At 61.0% G+C, this 22,248-nt stretch carries 17 protein-coding genes; 4 read left to right on the top strand and 13 right to left on the bottom strand.

Going from position 1 to position 22,248, the window contains the following annotated elements:
* Positions 1 to 67: 67 nt before the first annotated feature.
* The 6 genes from ACFOW6_RS10930 to ACFOW6_RS10905 all read right to left on the bottom strand — a co-directional run bounded on the left by ACFOW6_RS10930 (position 68) and on the right by ACFOW6_RS10905 (position 7,540).
* Positions 68 to 3,223 (bottom strand): efflux RND transporter permease subunit, encoded by a 3,156-nt coding sequence (locus tag ACFOW6_RS10930; protein ID WP_382422406.1) that lies wholly within the window; start codon positions 3,221 to 3,223, stop codon positions 68 to 70.
* Positions 3,224 to 3,273: 50 nt separating this feature from the next.
* Positions 3,274 to 4,353, bottom strand: coding sequence for an efflux RND transporter periplasmic adaptor subunit (locus ACFOW6_RS10925; protein ID WP_382422405.1), 1,080 nt, complete (start codon positions 4,351 to 4,353; stop codon positions 3,274 to 3,276).
* Between the two features lie 219 nt (positions 4,354 to 4,572).
* Positions 4,573 to 5,232, bottom strand: a complete 660-nt coding sequence (locus tag ACFOW6_RS10920) for an amino acid ABC transporter permease (protein ID WP_382422403.1) — start codon at positions 5,230 to 5,232, stop codon at positions 4,573 to 4,575.
* Positions 5,229 to 5,966, bottom strand: a complete 738-nt coding sequence (locus tag ACFOW6_RS10915) for an amino acid ABC transporter ATP-binding protein (RefSeq protein ID WP_382422402.1) — start codon at positions 5,964 to 5,966, stop codon at positions 5,229 to 5,231. Before ACFOW6_RS10915 ends, ACFOW6_RS10920 begins: the two co-directional genes overlap by 4 nt.
* Position 5,967: 1 nt before the next feature.
* Entirely contained in the window at positions 5,968 to 6,639 is a 672-nt protein-coding gene (locus ACFOW6_RS10910) for an amino acid ABC transporter permease (RefSeq protein WP_382422401.1), read from the bottom strand.
* A gap of 64 nt (positions 6,640 to 6,703) precedes the next feature.
* Positions 6,704 to 7,540, bottom strand: a complete 837-nt coding sequence (locus tag ACFOW6_RS10905) for a transporter substrate-binding domain-containing protein (RefSeq protein WP_382422400.1) — start codon at positions 7,538 to 7,540, stop codon at positions 6,704 to 6,706.
* Positions 7,541 to 7,911: 371 nt separating this feature from the next.
* Between ACFOW6_RS10905 and ACFOW6_RS10900 the strand changes: the two genes are divergently transcribed.
* Positions 7,912 to 11,493 (top strand): PAS domain S-box protein, encoded by a 3,582-nt coding sequence (locus ACFOW6_RS10900; RefSeq protein WP_382422399.1) that lies wholly within the window; start codon positions 7,912 to 7,914, stop codon positions 11,491 to 11,493.
* A 54-nt stretch (positions 11,494 to 11,547) separates the two neighbouring features.
* Here ACFOW6_RS10900 and ACFOW6_RS10895 read toward each other — a convergent pair whose 3' ends face one another.
* Complete coding sequence (locus tag ACFOW6_RS10895) at positions 11,548 to 11,991, bottom strand: DUF6647 family protein (protein ID WP_382422398.1); 444 nt, start codon at positions 11,989 to 11,991, stop codon at positions 11,548 to 11,550.
* Between the two features lie 238 nt (positions 11,992 to 12,229).
* Here ACFOW6_RS10895 and ACFOW6_RS10890 point away from each other — a divergent pair, with 238 nt between their 5' ends.
* Positions 12,230 to 12,886 (top strand): response regulator, encoded by a 657-nt coding sequence (locus ACFOW6_RS10890; RefSeq protein ID WP_382422397.1) that lies wholly within the window; start codon positions 12,230 to 12,232, stop codon positions 12,884 to 12,886.
* On the opposite strand, the gene ACFOW6_RS10885 is transcribed toward ACFOW6_RS10890, so the two are convergent.
* On the bottom strand, positions 12,883 to 15,375 hold the full coding sequence (locus ACFOW6_RS10885) for an ATP-binding protein (protein WP_382422396.1): 2,493 nt from the start codon (positions 15,373 to 15,375) through the stop codon (positions 12,883 to 12,885). The genes ACFOW6_RS10890 and ACFOW6_RS10885 overlap by 4 nt on opposite strands.
* Before the next feature lie 84 nt (positions 15,376 to 15,459).
* Here ACFOW6_RS10885 and ACFOW6_RS10880 point away from each other — a divergent pair, with 84 nt between their 5' ends.
* Positions 15,460 to 16,533, top strand: a complete 1,074-nt coding sequence (locus ACFOW6_RS10880) for a TRAP transporter substrate-binding protein (RefSeq protein ID WP_382422395.1) — start codon at positions 15,460 to 15,462, stop codon at positions 16,531 to 16,533.
* Positions 16,534 to 16,649: 116 nt separating this feature from the next.
* Positions 16,650 to 17,069 carry a universal stress protein gene (locus ACFOW6_RS10875; RefSeq protein ID WP_382422394.1) on the top strand — a complete coding sequence of 140 codons (420 nt, stop codon included), beginning with the start codon at positions 16,650 to 16,652 and terminating at the stop codon, positions 17,067 to 17,069.
* A gap of 22 nt (positions 17,070 to 17,091) precedes the next feature.
* On the opposite strand, the gene ACFOW6_RS10870 is transcribed toward ACFOW6_RS10875, so the two are convergent.
* The 5 genes from ACFOW6_RS10870 to ACFOW6_RS10850 are packed head-to-tail and all read right to left on the bottom strand — an operon-like array spanning position 17,092 to position 22,218.
* Positions 17,092 to 17,874: an enoyl-CoA hydratase-related protein gene (locus ACFOW6_RS10870; protein WP_382422393.1), complete on the bottom strand. Its 783-nt coding sequence runs from the start codon at positions 17,872 to 17,874 to the stop codon at positions 17,092 to 17,094.
* A gap of 4 nt (positions 17,875 to 17,878) precedes the next feature.
* Entirely contained in the window at positions 17,879 to 18,667 is a 789-nt protein-coding gene (locus ACFOW6_RS10865; RefSeq protein WP_382422392.1) for an enoyl-CoA hydratase, read from the bottom strand.
* The gene (gene pcaF / locus ACFOW6_RS10860; protein WP_382422391.1) at positions 18,664 to 19,869 is read right to left on the bottom strand and encodes a 3-oxoadipyl-CoA thiolase; all 1,206 of its coding nucleotides are present in this window, start codon (positions 19,867 to 19,869) and stop codon (positions 18,664 to 18,666) included. Before pcaF ends, ACFOW6_RS10865 begins: the two co-directional genes overlap by 4 nt.
* 13 nt (positions 19,870 to 19,882) lie before the next feature.
* Positions 19,883 to 20,692: an enoyl-CoA hydratase/isomerase family protein gene (locus tag ACFOW6_RS10855; protein ID WP_382422390.1), complete on the bottom strand. Its 810-nt coding sequence runs from the start codon at positions 20,690 to 20,692 to the stop codon at positions 19,883 to 19,885.
* Positions 20,689 to 22,218, bottom strand: a complete 1,530-nt coding sequence (locus ACFOW6_RS10850) for a class I adenylate-forming enzyme family protein (RefSeq protein ID WP_382422389.1) — start codon at positions 22,216 to 22,218, stop codon at positions 20,689 to 20,691. Before ACFOW6_RS10850 ends, ACFOW6_RS10855 begins: the two co-directional genes overlap by 4 nt.
* Positions 22,219 to 22,248 lie beyond the last annotated feature (30 nt).

The raw sequence follows: 22,248 nt of genomic DNA, 5'->3' as shown, positions 1-22,248 counted from the left end.
ATCCCTGAGAAGAGCTTCCTGCCCGTGAGAAGGTTGGGACGCCGAGACCATTTCGGGAAGTGATCGGTCATGCCGCCCTGCGGCGGCCCCAGTTCAGGACAAAGACCGTCAGGGCCGGCAGGAAGGTCAAGGCGACGACGGCAGCTCCCATGATGCCGAACAGCACGATGGCACCCACGCCACGATAGAGCTCGCTGCCCGAGCCGGGGATAAAGACCAGGGGAGCCAGTCCGAAGATCGTGGTAATGCTGGACATGGCGATGGGGCGCAGGCGCGAGGCCACCGCCTCGGAAACGGCCTCTTGCGGTTCGCTTCCCGCCTTGCGCATGTTCTCCATGGCACGGTGAACCAGCAAGATGGGATTGTTCACCACGGTCCCCATGAGGATCAGGAAGCCCAGCATGGAGATCATGTCGAAGGGCTGGCTGATCTCCGGCAATCCGATGACCGGCAGGACGCCACCGACCAGATTCATCAGGGCCAATCCCACGATGCCACCAGCGATCCCGAGCGGGATGGTCGTCATGATCAACAGCGGATAGCCCCAATGGGTAAAGATCGCCACCAGCAGCAGATAGACGATGAGGATGGCCACGGCATAGTTCTCGAGCAGGGCGTCCTGGGTTGCCTCCAACTGATCGGCCGCACCGGAAATATCCAGGGTGATGCTGCTTGGAATCTCTCCGGCCGCGCGCAACTGCCCCACAACCTCCTCCTCCACACGCGCGACACCTGCTTCCAGGGGCACGGATCGTGGCGGAATGATGTTCAGTGTCACCGTCCGGTTGCCGTTGACCCGGCGTATTGAACTCGTATCCACCGTCTCCTCGATGCGAGCGACCGAGGACAGGGGCACCGTCGTGCCCTGCGGCGTATAGAGCGGCAGCTGACCTATGCGATCGGGGGCCGCATCCTGTCCGGCCTGGCTGTAGAGATAGATGTCGATCTTGTCATCCTGGCTGAAGAACTCGTCGACAAAGGCGCCGTCATTGAGGGCGGCCACGCTGAAGCCCAGCTGCTCGGCATCGAACCCCATTTCGGAGGCGCGCTCCCAGTCCGGATGGACCTGGATCAGCGGTTGGGAGAGCGAGAGCGTTGCGGGGTTGGTCTGAATGCGCGGATCGTCGAAGACCTGTTCGGCCTGGCGATAGGCGGCTTCGGCAACCTGGTAGATCTCCTGCAGCTCCGGACCGGAGATGTCCAGGTTGACGCTGCGCGTCCCGCCCTCGTTGCTGGTGATGATGGACCCTCTGGAGACGAACGAGCGCATGCCCGGATACTCCTCGTAGATCCGGGACAGCTCGTCCATCAGTGCCTCGATCTGTCCGGGGTCCTTCGTTGTCGCAATGATGCGAACGGACTGGGACTGGGCAGAGATACTGAACTGCCCCATCGCCGGAACCGGAGAGCGGCCGGCCTCGTAGTCGCCGGGCGAGGCGTCCTGATAGGGGCGCAGCCTTTCTTCCAGCTCCCGTGCGATCTCCGTCATCGTCGAGAGGTTATAGCCAGGCGGGGCGTTCATGGTGGCGAAGGTCTTGGCCTCTTCGCCCTCCGGCAGGTATTCAGCCGGCGGTGTCAGGGCGAATATGATGAAGCCGCTGACCGCCAGGGTTACGACGATGCAGACGGCACGGCGCAGTGGACGCGCAATGATCCAGTCCACCGTGCGCAGCACCGGATTGCGGTTTCCGTTCGTGGCTCCGGAACTTTCCTTGACGGGCTCTTTCCCGGCCATGGCCCCCACGCGCAGGATCCGCGCGCCCAGTGTCGGAATGATGGTGATCGCCACCAGCATCGATGTCAGGATCGAGGCTGAGATGGCGATCGCCACGTCGGAATAGAGCTGACCGGCCTCCTCCTTGATGAAGACGATGGGCGTGAAGACGAGCACCGTGGTCAGGGTCGAGGCCACCACCGCAGGCCAGACCTCCCGCACGCCCTCCACGGCGGCGCGGAATCGATCCAGGCCCCGCCGGCGCGCCATGTCGATGCTCTCCAGGACCACGATGCTGTTGTCGAGCGTCATGCCGATGGCAAAGGCCACCCCGGCAAGGGAGATGACGTTGATGGTCCTCCCTGCCAGCAAGAGTCCCAGGAAAGCGGCGATGGTACAGACGGGAATGCCGATCACGCCCACGAAGGTGGTGCGAAAGGACCGCAGGAAGGCATACATCACCAGCGTGGCAAGGCAGGCACCGAGGATCAGGTTGATCCATACGTTGGTCACCGAATCCTCGACATAGCGGACATCGTCATTGGTCAGTGACAACCGCATGCCGGCGGGCTCCAGCACATCCTCGTTGATCGCCTCGAGCTCCTCCATCACCGCACGCTTGATCTCGATGACGTTGGATCCGGCTTCCCGTCGTATGGAGAGGCCCAGCACCGGCTCGCCGTCGACCAGACTGACCTCCCCCGGTTCGAAATGGCCGAGACGGACGTCAGCCACATCGGACAGGCGAAGAATCGAATCGCCCCGACGGTCCAGGATGGTGGATTCCAGCGCCTCGATATCACCGTAGCGCCCGACTGTACGCAGCAGATACCTGCGCTTTCCGCTTTCCAGTTCTCCGCCGGACACATCCTGGTTGCGCGAGGTGATCGCATCGCGCACGTCGACCAGACTCAGGTCCCGTCCCGCCAGGCGATCCGGGTCCACCAGGATCTGGACCTGGCGTTCCCCGCCACGGAATTCCACCTGTGAAACTCCCTCAACCCGCTCCAGGCGCGTGCGTACATTGTCGTCTATGAAATCACCCATCATGTTCATATCCAGGCCGCGCGGGTTGCCGGGCAGGGGCGCCACGCGGAAATACATGAAGGCATTGTCGGAGAAGGAGGTGGCGTAGACCCGGGGCTGGTCCACGTTCTGCGGATAGGAGGGCACCTGGCTCAGGGCGTTGTTCACACGGATCAGGGTTTCCGTGATATCGATGTCATAGGGGAATTCCAGTTCGATCTCGGAGTCCCCGCTGGCAACCGTCGAGACCATGCGCTCGAGCCCGGGGATCGAGCTCAGGTATTCTTCCTGCTCAATCGCGATCTCCTTCTCCACATCCTGCGGTGTGGCACCAGGCCAATCGGTTTGAATGGTAATCGTGCGCACTTCCAGATCGGGAATCATCTGGACCGGGATACGCAGGGCGGCAGCCACCCCGATGACGCAAAGGATCAGCAGGATGACCGCCATCAGCGTTCCCCGCCGTACGATGCCCTCGAACATGAGTCAGGCTCCCGAAGGCTTGCAGCCGGCTATGCTCTGCGAGGGATCCTTCACGAGGCATCCTCTTCCAGGCGCACGGCCTGCCCTGGACGCAGGCCCTCATTGCCTTCTACGATGACGCGTTCGCCCGCCTCCAGGCCCTCACGGATCTGCAGCTGCCCATCAAAAGCCAAGCCTGTTTCCACCAGGCGTTCCTTGGCACGCAAACCGCCGTCGGCCTCTTCGACGGTCCAGACCACCGTGCGACCGTCCGGATACCGAATCAGCGCATCCCTGGGAATGACCGGATCCCGCTCGCCGGTTGCCAGGTGAAGGGTCACCTGAGCCGACATGCCTGGGGTCAGGGCCACCTGATCTTCTTCCAGGACCACGCGGGCGGTAAATGTCCGGGCGCTGGGATCGCCAACCGGAATGGCGCTCTCCAGACGTGCTTCGAAGTCCTCTCCTGGCAATGCCTCGAATTCCACCGAAATCTCCGTATCCTCTGCAAGGCGGGGGAAGTCATCCTGCGGCACGGGAACATCGATGCGCAGGCTGTCCATGGCCACCAGCTCGACCACAGCGGTCCCGGGAGAAACCCAGGCACCGACTTCGGTCATGCGCCGGGAAATCACACCGGAGAAGGGCGCAGCGATGTCATGGCGTTCGAGCCGCAACGCCTGTTCTTCCTGTTCCGCCTGCAATCTCTCCAGGACGGCGCGATCGGTTTCGACCTCCGTCTCGCGCGTGCGCAATTCGTCCTCGGAAACGGCCCGCTGTCCAACCAGCCGCTGGGCGACATCCAGGCGCCGCTCAGCATCAGCAAGTGCAGCCTGGGCTTCCCGCGTGGCGGCCTCGGCCTGGCGCAGGGTCAGCCTGGCGAACGCACTGTCCAGTTCGACCAGGGTCTCGCCCTTTTCGACATGACTACCGCCATCGACATGCATCCTGGAGACCCTGCCCGCAATCTCACTGGAGACGGGAGACACCCGTGCAGATGTGACCGTACCGGTCAGAGGCACCTGCTCGATGATATCGATCCGTTCCGTGGTCTCCACGGCAACCACCGCCCCTTCTTCCTGGGCCAGCGCGGACGTGCCGGTCGCCAGCGCAAGACCGACGGCGAACAGGTATTGCGGGATTGAATGCATGTATGCGAAGCCGCCTGCTCCCGTATCATTCGGACTCTCTCCCGATCTTCTGGACTGCGGACCGCAGCCACATTCCCCATCGGGAGATCCCTCTTTGTCTCAAAATAAACTAAACGTCCCGATATGACGTTCAAGTGGCAGTGTTTTCGCAGGGCTAGAGAAACGGCATGAAAGGGGCGAACGCGAGATGACGGCACGCCCCGCAAACACGGGCCCTCGTTACAGTCCCGGCACCGCCGTGCGTTTCTCCAGGTATTGCAGTACCTGCGCAACGGTTCCGGTCAGCACGATATAGACGAGGGCCAACAGCAGGAAGACTTCGAAGAACATGAAGGTCTCGTATCCGACCTTCTCGGCTCGGGCGGTGATCTCCGAAACGCCGATGGCATAGGCGATGGACGTGTATTTCAGTTCCAGGATGGCCTCGTTGGACCACTGCGGAATCACCCGGCGCAACGCCTGTGGCAACACGATCCAACGCAGGCCCTGCAGGGACGTCATGCCCATGGCACGGGCGGCCTGCATCTGCCCCCGCGGGATCGAGCGGATGGCCCCGCGGAAATACTCCGCCTGATAGGCCGAAGTGTTGAGACCTATGGCGATAACCGCTGCGGTGAATGGGTCGAAGACAATGCCGACTTCAGGCAGGCCCAGATAGATGAACAGCATCTGCACCAGCATCGGCGTGCCGCGAAACAGTTCCACATAGACGGTCGCCGCACCATAGGCCAGGGTGTTTCCGTACAGGCGCGCCCAGGCCAGCACCAGACCGAAAACCGCCCCCATCGATATGGCCAGGACCCAGAGCCCCAGCGTGATCGGCAGGCCTTCCAGGATGTAGGGCAAGTGCTCGACGGCGAAGGCATAGAACTCGCTCATGCGGCCTCCCCGCCCTGGCCGATCCGGCTGAGGAACTGACGCGTACGATCGTGTTGCGGCGCATCGAACAGCTGCGCCGGCGGCCCCTGCTCCAGGATATGGCCGCCGTCCATGAAGATGATTTCGTCCGCCGCCTGGCGCGCAAATCCGACCTCGTGACTGACCAGCAGCATCGTCATGCCCTCGCTGGCCAGGTTTTTCATGACGGCAATCACCTCGCCGGTCAGTTCCGGATCCAGCGCACTGGTCGGTTCGTCGAACAGGATGATCTTCGGCTCCATGGCCAGGGCCCGGGCGATGGAAACGCGCTGCTGCTGGCCGCCCGAGAGCTCGGCCGGATAGGCATGGGCGCGTTCGGACAGGCCCACGCGCTCCAGCTCGCGCATGGCCAGCTCGTGGGCCGCCCCTTTGCTCATGCCCCGGATCTTGCGCGGGCCGATGGCCACATTGTCGACGGCACGCAAGTGGGTGAAGAGATTGAAGTCTTGGAAGACGAAGGCCAGTTTCTCGCGCATCCTGTTGAGGTTGCGCGAGGTGATCTCGGTGCCCTCGACCAGGACCCGGCCTTCATCCGGGGGTGTCAGGTAGTTGATGCAGCGCAGCAGGGTGGACTTGCCCGTCCCCGAGGGCCCCATGATGACCTTCGACTGCCCTGTTTCCATCTCGAGCGACACGCCCTTCAGCACCTCGGCATCGTCGTAGCGCTTGTGAATGTTCTCGACCTTGAGAAGCATCTCAGGCGTCCCCTCTTTGCTCGAATCCCGGCACGGCGAGCCTCTTCTCCAGCTTGTAGAGGCCCCAGTTTCCCAGCCGGTTGAAAATGAAGTAGAGCGCCGCGACCACCGCAAAGACGATCAGGATATTCCCCTGGGTGCTGGAGATGATGTACTTCGCCTGGCGGGTCAGTTCGACCACGCCGATGACATAGGCCAGCGAAGTGGCCTTCATCTCGCTGGAGAATTCGTTGGTCCAGGGCCCGATGGACAGGCGCAGGGCCTGCGGCAGGACAATATCCCGGACAGCCTTGACCTTGGACATGCCCATGGCGCGTGCCGCCTGCATCTGGCCCGGCGGGACCGAGAGAATGCAGCCCCGGAAGATCTGGGACTGATAGGCAGCCGAGCGCAGCCCCAGCGCCAGCACGGCCGCCATGAAGGAGCCGATCTCCACGAAATCGGTGACCCCGTAATAGAACAGCAGCAAGAGGACGATGGCGGGAATGCCGCGGAAAATCCGCTCGAAGAGAATGCCCAGCCAGCGCAAGGTCCAGTGGCCATAGACCTCGAGCAATGCGAGCGACAGGCCCAGCACGAGACCCAGCGCCAGCAGGCAGACCAACAGCTGCAGGGCCACCCAGAGACCATGCAGCAGGTATGGCATCTGGCTAATGATGATTTCGACGATCATGCCCGGATCCGGATAAACTCACAGATGGGAATGCGGCGGAGCCTGAGGCTCCGCCGCACAGGTCTCAGTCGGAATAGCCGGGAATCGGCTCCTCGTAGGCATCCACGTAGTCCGGCATGGTCGTCGGAATGCTCCGGATGGTGGACTGCGGAGAGTACTCCTTCACGATCTCGGCCCACTGACCGGATTCATAGATGTTCATGATACCGGCGTTGAGCTTGCCCAGGATCTCGTTGGGATCGCCCTTCTCCACCGCCAGGGCCTGCGGCTGGTTCTGCTGGATGGTCCCGACGATCTTCACCGGCCGGTCCTTGGCGATAAAGTCCTCGGCCGTGTCGGTGGAGGTTACCACGGCGTCCAGACGTCCCGCGCCCATATCCTCGACGGCCGTCACGTAATCTTCGTAGCTGCGCAGGGTGATGCCCACGTCATCGTTGGCAGCCAGGTTGTCCTCGAGCCACTGAAATTGCGTGGCGCCACCCTGGGCTCCGACCGTAGCCCCACAGCAAAGCGCGGTGACCACGTTCAGGTCCGAGTCCTCGGCCACAAGCACCTCGTCATCGTTCTCCCACCAGGGGATCGAGAAATCGAGCACTTCGTTGCGCTCTTGCGTGATGTTGAGGCCCGTGACCAGCAGGTCGATGCGTCCCTTGGCCAGCGCGGGAATCAAGGATGGCCACGGCAGGTCCTTGAACTCGACCTCCATGCCCTGGTCCTCGGCGATGGCACGCATGGCATCGATCGCGATGCCCTTGTACTCGCCGTCTTCCACATAGGCCCAGGGCGGGAAGGACGCCTCGACACCGGCCACCAGGGCGTCCGCCGCGGCACTGGTCGTGCCCACGGCTCCGGCAGCGGCAAAGGCAGCACCCGCCGCGAGTGCACGTAGTCTACGTTTCATGAAAGCCTCCCATTGGTTCGTTGTCCAAGCTTGCCCCTCATCCCTGCCCCGCCCGGTTGGAGCGGCATGATTTTCATCCGACATTACAGGAATCAGAGAGCATCCCCAATCTGTCAGAAGGCAACAGGACAATGTCTCCAAAAGACCCCGCCCCACACCGATAATCTTTCCGTGAAAGAAGCTGTCGGCAGAGAGAAATCCTGCCTCTGTGTCCAGTAAAGCAAAGCTGGAAAGATTCTGATGTTCACGTTCGGCAAAAGGCTGACACACCCCCTGACGGTGAAATAAGAATTGGTTTGGGAGTCAGGTCGTAATGCTCCATGGCCTGGACGACGGCAACAGATCACCAGAAAGGGCGGAGGCAAGCAGCCATGAGCATCCAGGAAAACGGCGCCTTCACCCAGCATCAGCTGGAACAGCTGATGCACTCCATAGACGGGGCAATCTGGCAGGCCGATCCGGAAAGCTGGCACTATACCTTCATCAGCCCAAAGATCGAGGCAATCCTGGGCTATCCCGCCGAACGCTGGACGACCGAACCCGATTTCTGGGAAAGCCATCTGCACCCAGAAGACAGGGAGCGGACCATCGAGTTCTGCAAGGCGGCCATCCGCGAAGGCCGCACCCACCAGGTGGAATACCGGATGATCGCGGCCGATGGCCGTGTGGTCTGGCTGCACGACCTGATCTCCTTCTACAAGGGCGAGGAGAAGGACTGCCTGCAAGGCCTGCTGATCGATATAACCGAACAGCACCAGGTCCGGGAAAAGCTGCAGACGGAACGCCGGACCAGCGAGTCAATCCTGAACTCGATCGCGGATGCCGTGCATGTCCTGGACATCGACGGGCGTGTGGTCAGGCAGAACCCCACAGCCCGGAAAATCCTCGGCTGGGAGGAACCGGAAATCCTAAGCCGGGATTCCCATAGCTTGATCCACCATCATCACGCGGACGGAACCGCCTATCCGCGCGAGAACTGCCCCATCTACCGGACCCTAGGAGATGGGCTCACACGGCATGTCGACACGGACGTCTTCTTCAGCAGGGATGGCAGTGCCATAGCCGTGGACTATACCACGGCGCCCCTGACTGATGAGACGGGGGCCATCACCGGCGCGGTGGTGACCTTCCGCGACATCACCCAGAAGGAACGCTTTCGCCGGATCGCCCAGCTCGAGAAGGATATCCTGCAGAGAATTTCGGGAGGCGGAAGTCTCGAGGAAGTCATGGAGGCACTCGTCCGGGGAGCAGAAGATCTGGTCCCCCCGGCTATCGCCTCCATTGCTTTACTGGATCCCGATGGCCGGCACATCCGTGCCGGCGCGGCACCCGGCCTGCCCGAAAGTTACAACGAGGCCCTGGATGGACTGGAGATCGGCCCGGAGGCAGGCTCCTGCGGCACGGCCATGTACAAGAATGAACAGGTCATCGTCACCGACATAGAGAACGACCCCCTCTGGGCCGACTACAGGGATCTGGCCCGGCAATACGATCTGCGCGCCTGCTGGTCGACCCCCATAAAGAGCGCCGACGGCAGGATGCTGGCCAGCTTCGCACTCTATTACCGCGACGTCCGAGCGCCCAACACCTCGGACCTGGAGGTGATCGCGCGCCTGTCCCATCTCACCTCGATCATGATCGAGCGCACACGCGCTCTCGAGGCCCTGCGCGCGTCCGAGGAGAAGTTCCGCGAGTTGGCCGAGAACATCGAAGAGGTGTTCTGGATCAGCAATCCGAGCGGAGACGTGCTCCATTATGTCAGCCCCGCATTTGAGCGCATCTGGGGCCGCTCGTGCGAGAGCCTCTACGAAGACCCCATGCTCTGGCTGGACGCCATCCACGAGGAGGACCGCGAGTCCGTCATGCAGGTCCTGCAAGACCAGGCGAACGAAGGGTTCACTGCCGAGTATCGCATAGTCCGTCCCGACGGCAGCCTGTGCTGGATTTCGGATAAAGGCACAGTGATACGAAATGATGACGGAGAGGTCTTGCGTGTCATGGGGACGGCCCGGGACATCACGCGCCGCAAACAGGCCGAACTGGCCCTACGCGAAAGCGAACAGCGTTTCCAGGCCATCTCCTCGGCCGTCTCCGATGTGCTCTGGGACTGGGACTTGCAGAGCAATGCCCTGTGGTGGAATGCGGATGTAGCAAGGCTACTGGGCTGCGAACCAAGCGAACTGGAAACGCCGGAGCGCTGGCATCCATGGATTCACCCCGACGACCGGGCCAGGGTTTCTCACGATGTGCGTCAGGCAATCCTCGACAGGCAGGAGTTCTGGGAAACCGAGTATCGCGTGGTACGGCGCGACGGGCAGATCCGGCATGTGGAGGATCACGCCTGCCTGATCCTGGACCCTGCCGGGACGCCGGCACGACTGGTGGGCGGCATGACGGACGTCACCGAGCGCAAGCGCCATCAGCAACAATTGCGCGAACGCCTCAAGGAACTGCGCTGCCTCTATCGGGTATTGGAGATGACCGCCGATCCGTTGTCCTCGGTGGCGGACATCTCTCAGGGCATAGCAGATGTATTGACCGAAAGCCTGCTGCACGCGGATGTCAGTGTTGCCCGGATATATCTCGAGGACAGGGAATACCACAGTCGCGGCTGGCAGACTCCAGTGCTGGCATTCTCCGCCACCATCCGCTGCGATGGCCGGAACGTTGGTCATGTAGAGGTTGGTTACAGGGAACGGCGTCAGGCCGGCAACGACGCAGAGGAGGTTTTCTTCGAGGAAGAGCGCGAGATGGTTCACGCCGTGGCTGCGCACATCGGACGCATGCTGGAGAACCGGCGGATGGCGGAAAGCCTGACCAAGTCCGAACGATTGAAAGCCATCGGCCAGCTGACCGGCGGCGTCGCCCATGATTTCAACAATCTCCTGACGGTGATTCTCGGCAACACCGAGACCATGCTGGCCGAACTGCCCGAGGATCACGAGCTACGGGCGATGGCTGAGATGACCCAGAACGCGGCCGACCGCGGTGCAGAACTGACACGGCATCTCCTGGCCTTCGCCAGGCAGCAGCCCCTGTCCCCACAGGTCACCGATGTCGGCACCCAGATCCAGCAGATGAGCAGCTTGCTGCGTCATACACTGGGCGAGCATATAGAGATCACGACCTTGGCCGAAGACGGCCTCTGGCATGCGCTTGTGGATCCGGCCCAGCTTGAGAGTGCCGTTCTCAACCTTTGCCTCAATGCCCGTGATGCCATGCCGGAGGGAGGACGTTTGACCATAGAGCTGCGCAATGTCCGGCTCGACCAGGCTTATGGCGAGGGAGCCGACACGGTTGGACCGGGCACTTACGTGATGCTTGCGATCTCCGACAGCGGCCGCGGCATGCCGGCCGAGGTAACGGCGCGCGCCTTCGATCCCTTCTTCACCACCAAGGAGGTGGGCCAGGGTAGCGGCCTGGGCCTCAGCATGGTCTATGGCTTCGCCAAGCAATCCCAGGGGCATGCCGTGCTCTACTCCGAGGAAGGCCGGGGCACCACCGTGAAGCTCTACCTGCCACGCGCCTACAGTGGCTCCACAGGAGCCGAAGAGCCGGAACCGGAAACGGAAGCCCAGGGCGGTCCGGAGCGCATCCTGGTGGTCGAGGACGACGAACTGGTTCGCGGCCACGTGATCGGACAACTGGAAAGCCTGGGCTATAGAGTGGTCAGTGCGGAAAACGGCCATCACGCCCTGGAAATCCTGAAACAGGACAGCGATTTCGACCTGCTCTTCACGGACGTGGTCATGCCGGGCGGAATGGACGGCGGCGAGCTCGCCGAGAAGGCCAGGCAGCTGCATCCCAAGCTGCCCGTGCTCTTCACCTCGGGCTACACCGATCATGCCATCGTGCACCACGGACAGCTGGATCCCGGTGTCCACCTTCTGACCAAACCCTACCGTCGCCAAGTGCTGGCGGTAAAGCTACGCGAAGTCCTCTTGGGCACCTAAGTCGAGCAGCATAATCGGGCTTTATATGCGAATTCGTTCTGTTCGCGACTTTTCTCAGTGGAGACAGTTCGTACGGATGAGAATCGTCATCGCATCAAGCTCGAATTCCTCTGCAAGGCTCTTGCCCACCAGCTCCAGCCAACGTGCCTGCGCTTCGTAGGCCGTACGTTCGCGTGCCTCCGGACAATCGTATTCCAGCCCGCCGACATTCTGAAGGTGATGGACCACTTCATGCAGCAGCACCGAGACATCAGCAGGAGATTCAGCCGACCAGCCCTCTAACAGGTAGATCGTCTGGTTGCGATCATCGTAAACCGCGTGAAGATCGTGGTGAGTATCTGCTGCAACCGGGCCATGGAGACTCGCGGCCTGGTAACTGTAACGGCGCGCCAGCATCTCCGATGCGGAAACGAGCTCCACCTTCGGCGTTTCATAATTTGCCGGCAGAGCAAAAGTAAGGGAAAGCCAGGTCACAAACACCGTCAGCAATTCCTGCATGGCACGAACTCCGCATGAAGAGCCGGGGCATTCCGGCCTTACTTTACAAGGATGCCCGGCACTCGACAGGCCTGGAATCCTCCAGGGGTCTCGCGACGAAGGTCTCGTTCGCGACCGCCATTTCGACAGAATCCAGTCAAACAAGAGAGTTTCTGGGAGGTTTTGTCCCGTGACCACACGTGCATTGGTCCCAGTCCTGAAGTATGGTTATTGAAATTGAACAGTGGAGCGTCCTTCGATGAAGGTCCTCGTCGTCGACGACCATGTCCTGATCCGTGAGGCACTAAGCGGCGTCCTCAAGGAATTGAAGGCAAATGCCGAGATCGTCGAGGCAGGAGATGCTCGACAGGCAATGCTTTGCCTTGAAAATACTCCGGATTTCGAACTCATCCTGCTTGATCTGACTCTGCCGGACGGCAGCGGCTTCGATATCCTGGCCGAGATACGCACGCGCTTTCCGGCCATCTCCGTGGTCATACTCTCGGCCAGCAATGACCATGAGGACATTGCGCGGGCCCTTGATCTCGGCGCCCTCGGGTTCGTTCCCAAGTCGGCCAGGCGTGAGATCATGCTGAGCGCCTTCACGTTGATCTTCTCTGGCGGCATCTACGTTCCGCCGGAGATTCTCGGCCGGCCACAGCCCATCCCCGATGCTGGCCTGCACTCGCAGATGCAGCCGTCAGCCTCCGAACTCGGGCTTACCGAACGCCAGATGGAGGTGTTTGCACTGATGATGCAGGGCAAGAGCAACAAGGCAATCTGTCGCGTGCTTGATATCGCCGAGCCCACGGTAAAGAACCATGTCACTGCCATTTTGAAGGCCCTGAACGTGAGCAACCGCACCGAAGCTGTCATTGCAGCCGGGCGACCGAACTCCCGGGCATTGCCGCGCTAGGAGGAATTTCCTGTCTTGCCGTGTGTAGGACGCTCCGTGCCGCATGGGCCTGCACCAATCAAATGAGTCAGTATGGAACGCAGGGCCATAGGCGTAACCGGCTTGTGCAACAGATGATAGCCGCTGATCTGCGCCTGGTGCAGAACTTCCGGAGTCGTATCACCAGTGATGAGCAATGCGGGAACGGCATTCCCCATCACCTGACGGATCAGGGCAATTGCCTCGGGTCCGCTTCGACCTTCGGTAAGCCGATAGTCCGAGATGATCAGATCGAGCCGCGTCGGAGAGCGTTCAAGCTGCTCAACAGCTGCTCCGGAAGAGGGAGCTGTCAGTATCGTACAGCCCAACTTGCCGAGAAGCCCACCCATCTCGCTCAGCACCACCTCGTCATCATCAATCAGGAGGATACACTTTCCCACCAGAGGATCGGCAAGATCCCTTGGCATGTCCTGATAACTCGCGCTCTCTAACCCGGCCCGCGTGCGCGGTACGAAGATTGAAAAGCGCGTACCCTGGCCCGGCTGTGAACTCAGTTCTATGGAATGACCAAGAAGACGGGCAAAGCGCTCAACGATTGCGAGCCCGAGGCCGAGGCCAGCTTGCCGATCTGCTCGTCTGGGTGCCAGCTGGTAGAATTCATTGAAGATGGTCTTCTGCTGATCGTACGGAATACCAGGGCCACTGTCCCATACGTCGAACCGCAGGTTCTGACCGCGCGGCCGGCACCCGATCACCACGCTTCCCTTTTCCGTATATCGAATCGCGTTGGACACGAGATTAAGCAGAATGCGTTCAAGCAGAATGACGTCACTGCGCACCCAGGCGCTGCTCGGGACGATACGCAGGCGCAACCCCTTTGCATGGGCAACACCCGCGAATGTCGTTTCTAAGCGCATGAGCAGATGCTCGGCTGGAAACGACTTCAGGTCAGGAGCGAGAATACCCGCTTCAAGCTTCGACGTATCCAACAGCTCTTCGAACAGCTCGTTCATCGAAATGACCGACGCATCGATCCGTGTCACAAGATGGCTGCGCTTTACCGGATCCGCCTCGGCTCGCAACTGCGCCATGAAGAGGTTCAGGGCATGGAGGGGTTGACGCAGGTCATGGCTGGCCGAAGCTAGAAAGCGCGACTTGAAACTATTGGCTAGCTCCAGCTCGGCAGTACGCTGCTTGACTTCTCTTTCCAGGTAATCGGCTACCTGTAATTTCTCGGACAGCAAGGCGTCGCGTTCCAGGGTGTTGTGGCGCAGGATCTCGACCGTACGACTCATCTCCGTGATCTCATCGTTACCCTTCACCTCTACAGCTGTATGGAGGTGCCCCTCCGCAATGGCACGCATGCCCTCGGTAAGTTCACTCAGGCGGCGCACGATATTCCCACCGACATAGAACCAAACGATCAGGACCGAGGTGAACAGGCTCAGCACCACCAGAAACAGAAGCACCTGTGCACTCAGACGCTGGACCTGCAATGCATCACGGATCGCAGTGCCGATATCCTGCTTGGCATCATATCCAGCCTGATCGACGGCGGCGGTCAGCTGCATCGACAGTCTTTCCGTTTCCGCAAGCTGTCTCTTGCCCTCCTCGACCAGCTGGATTTCTTGGGCACGAGCGTTGGCGATCGCATTTGGCCCCTTGATGAAATTCCGAAGCCTGGCCAGCTGTTCCTGGAACAATGGCTGCAGCCCGGGACCAAGGCCCTCTGAGGTCGCCGCGAGAGCAGTCAGTGCAAGGCCAAGTTGGAATTCCAGGATCGGAAGCCTTTGCGTATGTTCGGTGGTCGAGGCTTCGGTCAGCATATCCACGACAGTCGAGACTTGTTGGCGAACGGATTGCACAAGCCTCTGGGTCTGGATCAGCGAGACCAGCTGCTGTGCAAAGCGATCTCGGTCCTGCGTGGGGTCTTCTTGTGTTTTCTCGACAATCATTGAGATTTCACTGTCCACAACCTGCAACCATGGCCCCAGAAGACGCTGTACCTCGGCGCTGGTGCGAAAGACCTCGCCCCTGAGCATCCCGATCTTCTCGTTGCTCTCAATTCTTTGTGCGACCAGTTCGTCCAGTTCAGCAAGGCTGTTAGCCAGCGACGAGACGATCGGTTCCATTATCTGGGACGGCAGAGTTCCTGCCCCACCGTCCGTCCTCTGGAGCAGCATGTCGTTCAGGCGTCCGCTTTCCGCGGTCAGTTCTGCCCTGATTTCAGCGAGCTTTGGTCGCTCTGTCGTCGCCAGCAAGGCCGGAGCAACAGCAATGATACGTTCGGCAGTACGAGAGAGTTCCAATGCCGAAAGCGCGGGCGTGACACGCCTATCTATGACATCCAGGCGATGGCCAACTTCTTGGAAGGCATAGATCCCCGCAACAGCAGCCAATACAGCAAAAGTGGTAATCCCAAAGAATGCAATTAAGAGCCGAGTTCCAACCCCAAGACTCAAGGACTTGTTTTCCGAATTCTTGATAGAGGTGGATTTTTCTACACTCATGACCGGACAGAATTCTTCTCCGGAATTTCAATTCTGAGAGTAGCATAGAGCCTTCAGGCCAAATGGAACTAAAAGGGGCTATCGATGAAGCGACGACAGGTTCTGCTCGGCGCTGCCTTGGCTGCAGGGGCAAGTTTTCACTTTCCGGCACCGGCCGTTGCAAGGGGACTCCGAGAACTTACGATGGTAACCGATTGGCCAGAAGGGCCTGGTCTGTTTGCAAGTGCACGACGACTGGCCCAATCGATCGGCATGGCCACAGGTGGGCGCCTCAGGATTGAAGTACTTCCCTCAGGTGCCCTGGTGCGACCTTTCGAGACCTTCGACGCCGTGGAAGCTGGCATTGCAGACATGTTCCACTCTCACACCAGCTATTTCGAGGAGAAGTCATCCGCCTTTCATTTCTATTCCGCACTGCCCTTCGGCTTCACCGCAAACGAGATGCTGGCCTGGGTGCGCTTTGGCGGAGGACAGGAACTCTGGGATCGTTTGAGCGCCAACTTCCACATAAAGCCATTTCTCTGCTGTAATACAGGTACCCAAATGGGCGGCTGGTTTGTCAATGAAATCAAATTTGTGGAAGATTTTTCGGGGTTGCGATACCGCATGGCGGGTTTGGGCGCAGAAGTCTTCCGCCGCCTCGGAGCCATCGTTATCCTCCTGCCGGCGGCTGACATCGTACAGTCGCTGCAGTCCGGCGCGATAGAAGCCTGTGAATGGGGAGGTCCCTGGATCGATACCGTTATGGGTCTGCATACAGCAGCCCGGTACTACTACTATCCAGGTTGGCATGAGCCAGGGGCCGCTGTCGCACTTGGCATAAACAAGAGCGTATGGGAAAGCCTGGCTCCAGAGGATCAACAGGTAATCGAAATAACGGCAACGAACGAGTACGCCATTTCACTCGCCGAATTCAATACAAACAATGCCCGCGCCCTGCAGCAGTTAAGAGCGGAAGGTGTTATCCATATTCAGGGCTTCAACGAAGAGATACTGCGAAGCCTGGCCAGGATCAGCAGTGACGTGGTCACCGAAGCCGCCTCAGGCGACAAGCTCTCCCGAGAGATCCATGAAAGTTACCTTACATTCCGAGATCAGATCGTAGATTGGAGCAACATTTCCGAAAGCACCTATATTGGAATACGTATGCTCCGATGAAGAGCCTCATTCCGGACACAGCGACACGACCGCTATCTCATACATCCGGTTTTCTGGCCTCTTGATCCCCATTTCGAAGAAGAAGTGATCGAAGGACAGCACAGAAAGGAGCCCCCATGTACAAGACCGTCATCGTCCCCCTGGACCTGAGTCACACAGAGAGACTCCAGCCCATGGTTTCGGCAGCTCGGCAGCTTTCCAGCGAGGATGCCGAAATCCTGCTGGTCAACGTGATCGAGGACATTCCCGCCTATGTAAGATCCCAGGTCCCGCAAAGCATTCGTGACGAACGTGATGAAGAGGTGCGCAAGCACTTGCATAAGATCGCCAAGGAGAACGGGCTCAGCGAGAACATCATGGTCCGCACGGGCCATGCGGCGACGGAAATCCTGGCCGCGGCGAAGGAGAAAAAGGCCGACCTGATCGTGATCGCCTCTCACAAGCCGGGCTTCGGCGACTTCCTCATCGGCTCCACGGCCGCCCGCGTCGTCCGCCATGCGGCCTGCACCGTCCACGTGGTGCGCGAAACGGGCTGAAAGACACTCACTGTGTTTCAAGCTATTTGAAGAAGGCTGCCAGAGCCTCTCGATAGGCTTCCGTGAAGCCGGCCTTACGCTGTAGGTCGCGTTCCAGATCGAGCTGTTGGTCGAGCGTATTGGCTGTCGACACATGCAAGGCCTGCTTCGCCAGGGCAAGCGCATCGGGAGAACGTGTTACCAACTCTCCGGCTATGCCGGAGACGACACATTCAAGCTGTGCATCTTCGACTTTTTGCCAGATAAGGCCCCAGCTTTCCGCGTCTTCCGCGCTGACCGGACGGGCCAGCATCACCATGCCCGTTGCACGTGCCGACCCGACCAGGCGCGGCAGGCTCCAGGTTCCACCGCCGTCGGGGATCAGGCCGAGGCGCATGAAAGACTGGATGAAACTCGCGGACCTGGCAGCCACGACGATGTCGCAAGCCAGGGCAATGTTCGCACCCGCTCCGGCGGCCACACCATTCACAGCGCAGACAACCGGCTTGGGCAGATCACGGATCCCACGCACGATGCGATTGACACCAGCTTCCAGTGTTTCGCCCAGATCCACCGCTTCTCCCTCGAGGACAGGCCTGCGTTCTCCCAGATCCTGCCCTGCACAGAAGGCACGCCCCGCACCCGTCAGAATGATGCAGCGGACATTCTCTTCGTGTCCTGCCCGCTCCAGCGCCGCAACAAGCTCGTCCCGCAACTGCACCGTGATGCTGTTCAGCTTCTTCGGACGATTGAGCGTAATTCGCGTGACACCCTCTGCCGGCCTATCATAGAGAACGGTCGCCGAATCTGCGGCAGGCTCTGCCATTCTCTCACTTCCCGCTATAGGTCGGCTTGCGTTTTTCGAGGAAGGCGTTCATGCCCTCCTGCTTGTCCTGGCTGGCGAAGAGCACCTGCACCGCCTTGCGCTCGAGAGCCAGGGCGGTGCCGAGAGACGCATCCGCGCCGTGCAGGATCACTTCCTTGATCTGCTCCACCGCGATGGGCGGAAGTGCGGCAAGCTGTTCCGCCATTTCCGTGGCCGAGGACATGACCTGGTCATCTTCGACCAGCTTGCTCACCAGGCCCATGGAATAGGCTTCCTCGGCCCCGATGATCTCACCGGTCAGGCAAAGGCGCATGGCGCGGTACTTGCCCACGGCGCGGGTCAGGCGCTGAGTGCCGCCTGCCCCTGGCATGATGCCGACTTTCACCTCCGGCTGACCGAAGCGAGCCCCCCGACCGGCGATGATGATGTCCGCATGCATGGCCAGTTCCATGCCGCCGCCCAACGCGAACCCGTTGACGGCAGCAATCACCGGAACCGGACAGTCCCCGACGGCACCCCAGAGCCGCTCCGTGTGCCGTTGGTACATCTCGATGGCACCGATTTGCGACATGTCCTGGATGTCAGCCCCGGCCGCGAAGCTTTCCTCGTTGCCGGTCAGGATCACGCACCGCAGGTCCGGATCCTCCGCCAGTCCTCGAAAGATGGCTGCCATCTGCTGACGCACGGTCAGGTTCAGTGCATTGCGAACCTGCGGTCGGTTCAACCGGACAACGGCGATAGCCGGACTGACACGTTCCAGCAAAACCTCTTCAGACGTCTGAGCTTCTGTCATCGAACCCTCTCCAACACCATGGCGATACCCTGGCCGACGCCGATGCACATCGTGCAGAGGGCGCGATCCAGATCCTGTTCCTCAAGCTCCAGTGCCGCCGTGAGAACAAGGCGCGCACCGGACATCCCCAGCGGATGGCCCAGCGCGATGGCCCCACCATTCGGATTGACCTGCTCGGCATCGTCCGGCAACCCGAGATCGCGCAGGACGGCCAGGCTCTGGGCCGCAAAGGCCTCGTTCAACTCGATCAAATCCAGGTTCGACAGCTTCAGGTCCAGGCGCTCCAGCAACTTGCGTGTCGCCGGGGCCGGGCCCATGCCCATGATGCGCGGCGGCACGCCCGCCGTCGCCATCCCCCGGACGCGCACCAGCGGGGTCAGTCCATAGCGCTCGACAGCCTCGGGCGAAGCAACCAGAAGCGCGGCCGCGCCATCGTTCACGCCCGAGGCGTTGCCTGCGGTGACACTGCCGCTTTCCCGGAAGGGTGTGGGCAGGCTGGCCAGCTTCTCCAGGGTGGTCTGCCTGGGATGCTCATCTTGCTCCACGATGACCGGATCGCCCTTGCGCTGGGGAATGGTGACGGCTGAGATCTCCTTCGCAAGCCGACCGTTCTTCTGGGCCGCTGCGGTGCGCTCCTGGCTGCGCAGGGCGAAGGCATCCTGGTCGGCGCGCGCAACGGCGTAATCCTCGGCCACGTTCTCGGCCGTCTCTGGCATGGAATCGATGCCGTACTCGGCTTTCAGCTTCCTGTTCACGAAGCGCCAGCCGATCGTGGTGTCGTACATCTCGGCCGTGCGCGAGAAGGCCGTCTCGGCCTTGCCGGTCACGAAGGGCGCGCGAGTCATGGATTCCACGCCGCCGGCCAGAATCACCTCCGCTTCTCCTGTGCGGATGGCGCGGGCGGCCATGCCCACGGCATCCATACCGGAGCCGCAGAGGCGATTGACCGTGCTGCCGGGCACGCTGTCGGGAAGATCGGCCAACAGGGTGGCCATGCGTGCCACGTTGCGATTGTCCTCGCCCGCCTGGTTGGCGCACCCCAGGATCACTTCGTCGATGGCTTCGGCGGGCAGATCAGGCGCTTTCTTCAGGGTTTCGCGCAGCACATGGGCAGCCATGTCGTCCGGACGCACGCTCGCCAGCGCGCCGCCGTATCGGCCGATGGGCGTGCGCAGGCCGGCGCAGATAAAGGCATCTCTCATTGTGTGGTCTTCCTTACAGCGGGCTTTTCTTGTTGAAGTTCGGGCGGCGTTTCTCGCGCAGAGAGTTCAACCCCTCCTGCACGTCGGGCCCGTTGAAGCCCATGAACTCCAGGGCGAGGGAGGAATCGAAGGTCGGCCCTGCCATGCGCAGCCAGTTGTTCAGCGCATACTTGGTCCAGCGAATGGCCGAGGGAGATCCATTGGCCAGTTTCGTGGCCACCTCGAAGGCCTTGTCGTGCAGCTCTTCGGGCTCCGTGCAGAGCGAGACCAGCCCGATGCGCTCGGCCTCTTCGCCGCTGACCGGCTCACAGAGCAGCAGGTAGTACTTGGATTTCGCCAGTCCACAGAGCAGCGGCCAGACGATGGCGGCATGGTCACCAGCCGCCACGCCCAGGCGCGTGTGCCCGTCGATGATCTTGGCCGTGCGCGAGGCGATGGAGATGTCGGCCAGCAAGCCAGCCACGAGCCCGGCCCCCACAGCCGGCCCCTCCATCGCGGAGACAATCGGTTTCGAGCAATTCACCAGATTGTAGACAAGGTCGCGCGCTTCCTTCCAGGTGCGTGTCAGGGTCTCGAAGTCCTGAGTCATCTCCTCGACCAGGTCCAGGTCGCCGCCGGCCGAGAAGGCATCCCCCTCTCCGCGGATCATCACGGCCCCGACGTCGGGATCGGCGTCGATGTCGCGCCAGACCTGAACCAGTTCCCCGTGCATCACCGCATCGGCGGCATTGAGACGACCGGGATTGTCCATGGTGACACGCAGGATGCGCTCGCCCGGCCAGTCGAACTTGAGTTTCCGGTAACTCGCGTAGCGCTCGCTCATATCTTCTTCTCCCGGTCTTTCCAGTAGTTCTCGCGCAGGATGTTCTTCTGAATCTTGCCGATTGGGGTCTTCGGAAAGCTGTCCACGAACTCCACGAGCCGCGGCCGCTTGAAACGTGCAAGATGCTCCGCGCAATGTGCGACAAGATCCTCTTCGCTGATGCCGGCCTCGGCCTTCAGCGTGACATAGGCCGCGGGCACCTCGCCCCACTTGTCGTCGGGGATGCCGAAGACGGCGCATTCGGCCACGGCCGGGTGATCATAGAGGACGTTCTCGATTTCCTTGGGATAGATGTTCTCGCCGCCCGAGATGATCATGTCCTTGGCGCGGTCCACCAGGGTTATGAAGCCGTCCTCGTCCATGATCCCCAGGTCGCCGGTCACGGCCCAGCCATTCTTCCAGAAGGCTTCTGTCTGCTCCGGCTCGTCGTAGTACTCCAGCATGACGTTCTCGCCGCGCGAGGCGATCTCGCCGACTACGCCGGGGCCGACCGGAGTCCCCTCCAGGTCCAGCAGCGCCACATCCACGTTATAGGCCTGCCGCCCCACGGAGCCGAGCTTCTCGGGCAGGTACCAGGGACGCAGAGAGGTCAGGACCCCCATCTCGGACTGACCGTAGATCTGGGTCATCTGCACCTTCGGCAGTTTCTCCAGCATCTCCTTCTGTACCCAGTCGGGCATGGGCGCACCGGCGAAGGACAGCTTGCGCCAGGTGGCATAGTCTTCTGCCCTGAAGTCCGGATCACTCATCACCATGGCCACCTGAGTCGGCACCATGAAAGCCGCCGTCATGCCCGTCTCGCGCACCATGGCCGCGAAATCGGGCACACTCCACTTGCTGAGGAAGGTGCTCGTCGCACCCGCCAGCACGGCCGGCTGGAACATGATATTCAGTGCCGCAACGTGGAACAGCGGCGTGACGATCCCGACCACGTCGCGCTCGTCGATGGTCTCCTCGACCATGACCGTGTGCGCGGTGATCGCCCGGTTGCGATGGCTACAGAGAACGCCCTTCGGACGACCGGTGGTGCCGCCGGTATAGGTCATGCAGAAGGGATCGTCCTCGTGGATCTCAACGTCCGGATAGTCCTCGGATCCCTTCGCGTTGAACTGCGCGAAGCTTTCGTCGTTTCCGCCCTCGCCGATGCGCACCAGTTGTTGCAGCTTCGGCAGGGCGTCGCGTACGGCATCCACCTTTTCCGCGAACATGTCCTCGTAAATGAGGAATTTCACATCCGCCTTGTCGAGGACGAAGGTCAGTTCCTCCGGCGCATAAAGCACCGAGACGTTCACCAGCACGGCACCCGAGCGCGCAACACCGAAGAAGACGATACCGTATTCCGTGCGGTTGCGGCAGATGATGCCGACCTTGTCACCCTTCTTCACGCCTTGGTCGATCAGGGTGTTGGCCAAGCGGTTGGCCGCCCTGTCCAGCTCCCGATAGCTGAGCGCCTCACCCTGCCACAGAATGGCGGCCTTGTTCGGAAAGCGCTCGGCCGATCGGCGCAGCATGTCACCGGTCAGCATCGTTTCCATCCCCTTTGCAGTTTCTTGCTA

It is taken from the genome of Fodinicurvata halophila (assembly GCF_042651425.1).
GTDB classification, from domain to species: Bacteria; Pseudomonadota; Alphaproteobacteria; order Kiloniellales; family DSM-21159; genus Fodinicurvata; species Fodinicurvata halophila.
Note: the sequence above shows the minus strand (reverse complement) of the source record. Positions and strands in the feature narration are given on the sequence as shown.

Coding starts and splice junctions, on each gene's coding strand:
- ACFOW6_RS10900 (WP_382422399.1), top strand. CDS start 7,912: ATGAGCATCCAGGAAAACGGCGCCTTCACCCAGCATCAGCTGGAACAG.
- ACFOW6_RS10890 (WP_382422397.1), top strand. CDS start 12,230: ATGAAGGTCCTCGTCGTCGACGACCATGTCCTGATCCGTGAGGCACTA.
- ACFOW6_RS10905 (WP_382422400.1), bottom strand. CDS start 7,540: ATGAAACGTAGACTACGTGCACTCGCGGCGGGTGCTGCCTTTGCCGCT.
- ACFOW6_RS10920 (WP_382422403.1), bottom strand. CDS start 5,232: ATGAGCGAGTTCTATGCCTTCGCCGTCGAGCACTTGCCCTACATCCTG.
- ACFOW6_RS10930 (WP_382422406.1), bottom strand. CDS start 3,223: ATGTTCGAGGGCATCGTACGGCGGGGAACGCTGATGGCGGTCATCCTG.
- ACFOW6_RS10885 (WP_382422396.1), bottom strand. CDS start 15,375: ATGAGTGTAGAAAAATCCACCTCTATCAAGAATTCGGAAAACAAGTCC.
- ACFOW6_RS10915 (WP_382422402.1), bottom strand. CDS start 5,966: ATGCTTCTCAAGGTCGAGAACATTCACAAGCGCTACGACGATGCCGAG.
- pcaF (WP_382422391.1), bottom strand. CDS start 19,869: ATGAGAGATGCCTTTATCTGCGCCGGCCTGCGCACGCCCATCGGCCGA.
- ACFOW6_RS10925 (WP_382422405.1), bottom strand. CDS start 4,353: ATGCATTCAATCCCGCAATACCTGTTCGCCGTCGGTCTTGCGCTGGCG.
- ACFOW6_RS10895 (WP_382422398.1), bottom strand. CDS start 11,991: ATGCAGGAATTGCTGACGGTGTTTGTGACCTGGCTTTCCCTTACTTTT.
- ACFOW6_RS10875 (WP_382422394.1), top strand. CDS start 16,650: ATGTACAAGACCGTCATCGTCCCCCTGGACCTGAGTCACACAGAGAGA.
- ACFOW6_RS10870 (WP_382422393.1), bottom strand. CDS start 17,874: ATGGCAGAGCCTGCCGCAGATTCGGCGACCGTTCTCTATGATAGGCCG.
- ACFOW6_RS10865 (WP_382422392.1), bottom strand. CDS start 18,667: ATGACAGAAGCTCAGACGTCTGAAGAGGTTTTGCTGGAACGTGTCAGT.
- ACFOW6_RS10850 (WP_382422389.1), bottom strand. CDS start 22,218: ATGCTGACCGGTGACATGCTGCGCCGATCGGCCGAGCGCTTTCCGAAC.
- ACFOW6_RS10855 (WP_382422390.1), bottom strand. CDS start 20,692: ATGAGCGAGCGCTACGCGAGTTACCGGAAACTCAAGTTCGACTGGCCG.
- ACFOW6_RS10910 (WP_382422401.1), bottom strand. CDS start 6,639: ATGATCGTCGAAATCATCATTAGCCAGATGCCATACCTGCTGCATGGT.
- ACFOW6_RS10880 (WP_382422395.1), top strand. CDS start 15,460: ATGAAGCGACGACAGGTTCTGCTCGGCGCTGCCTTGGCTGCAGGGGCA.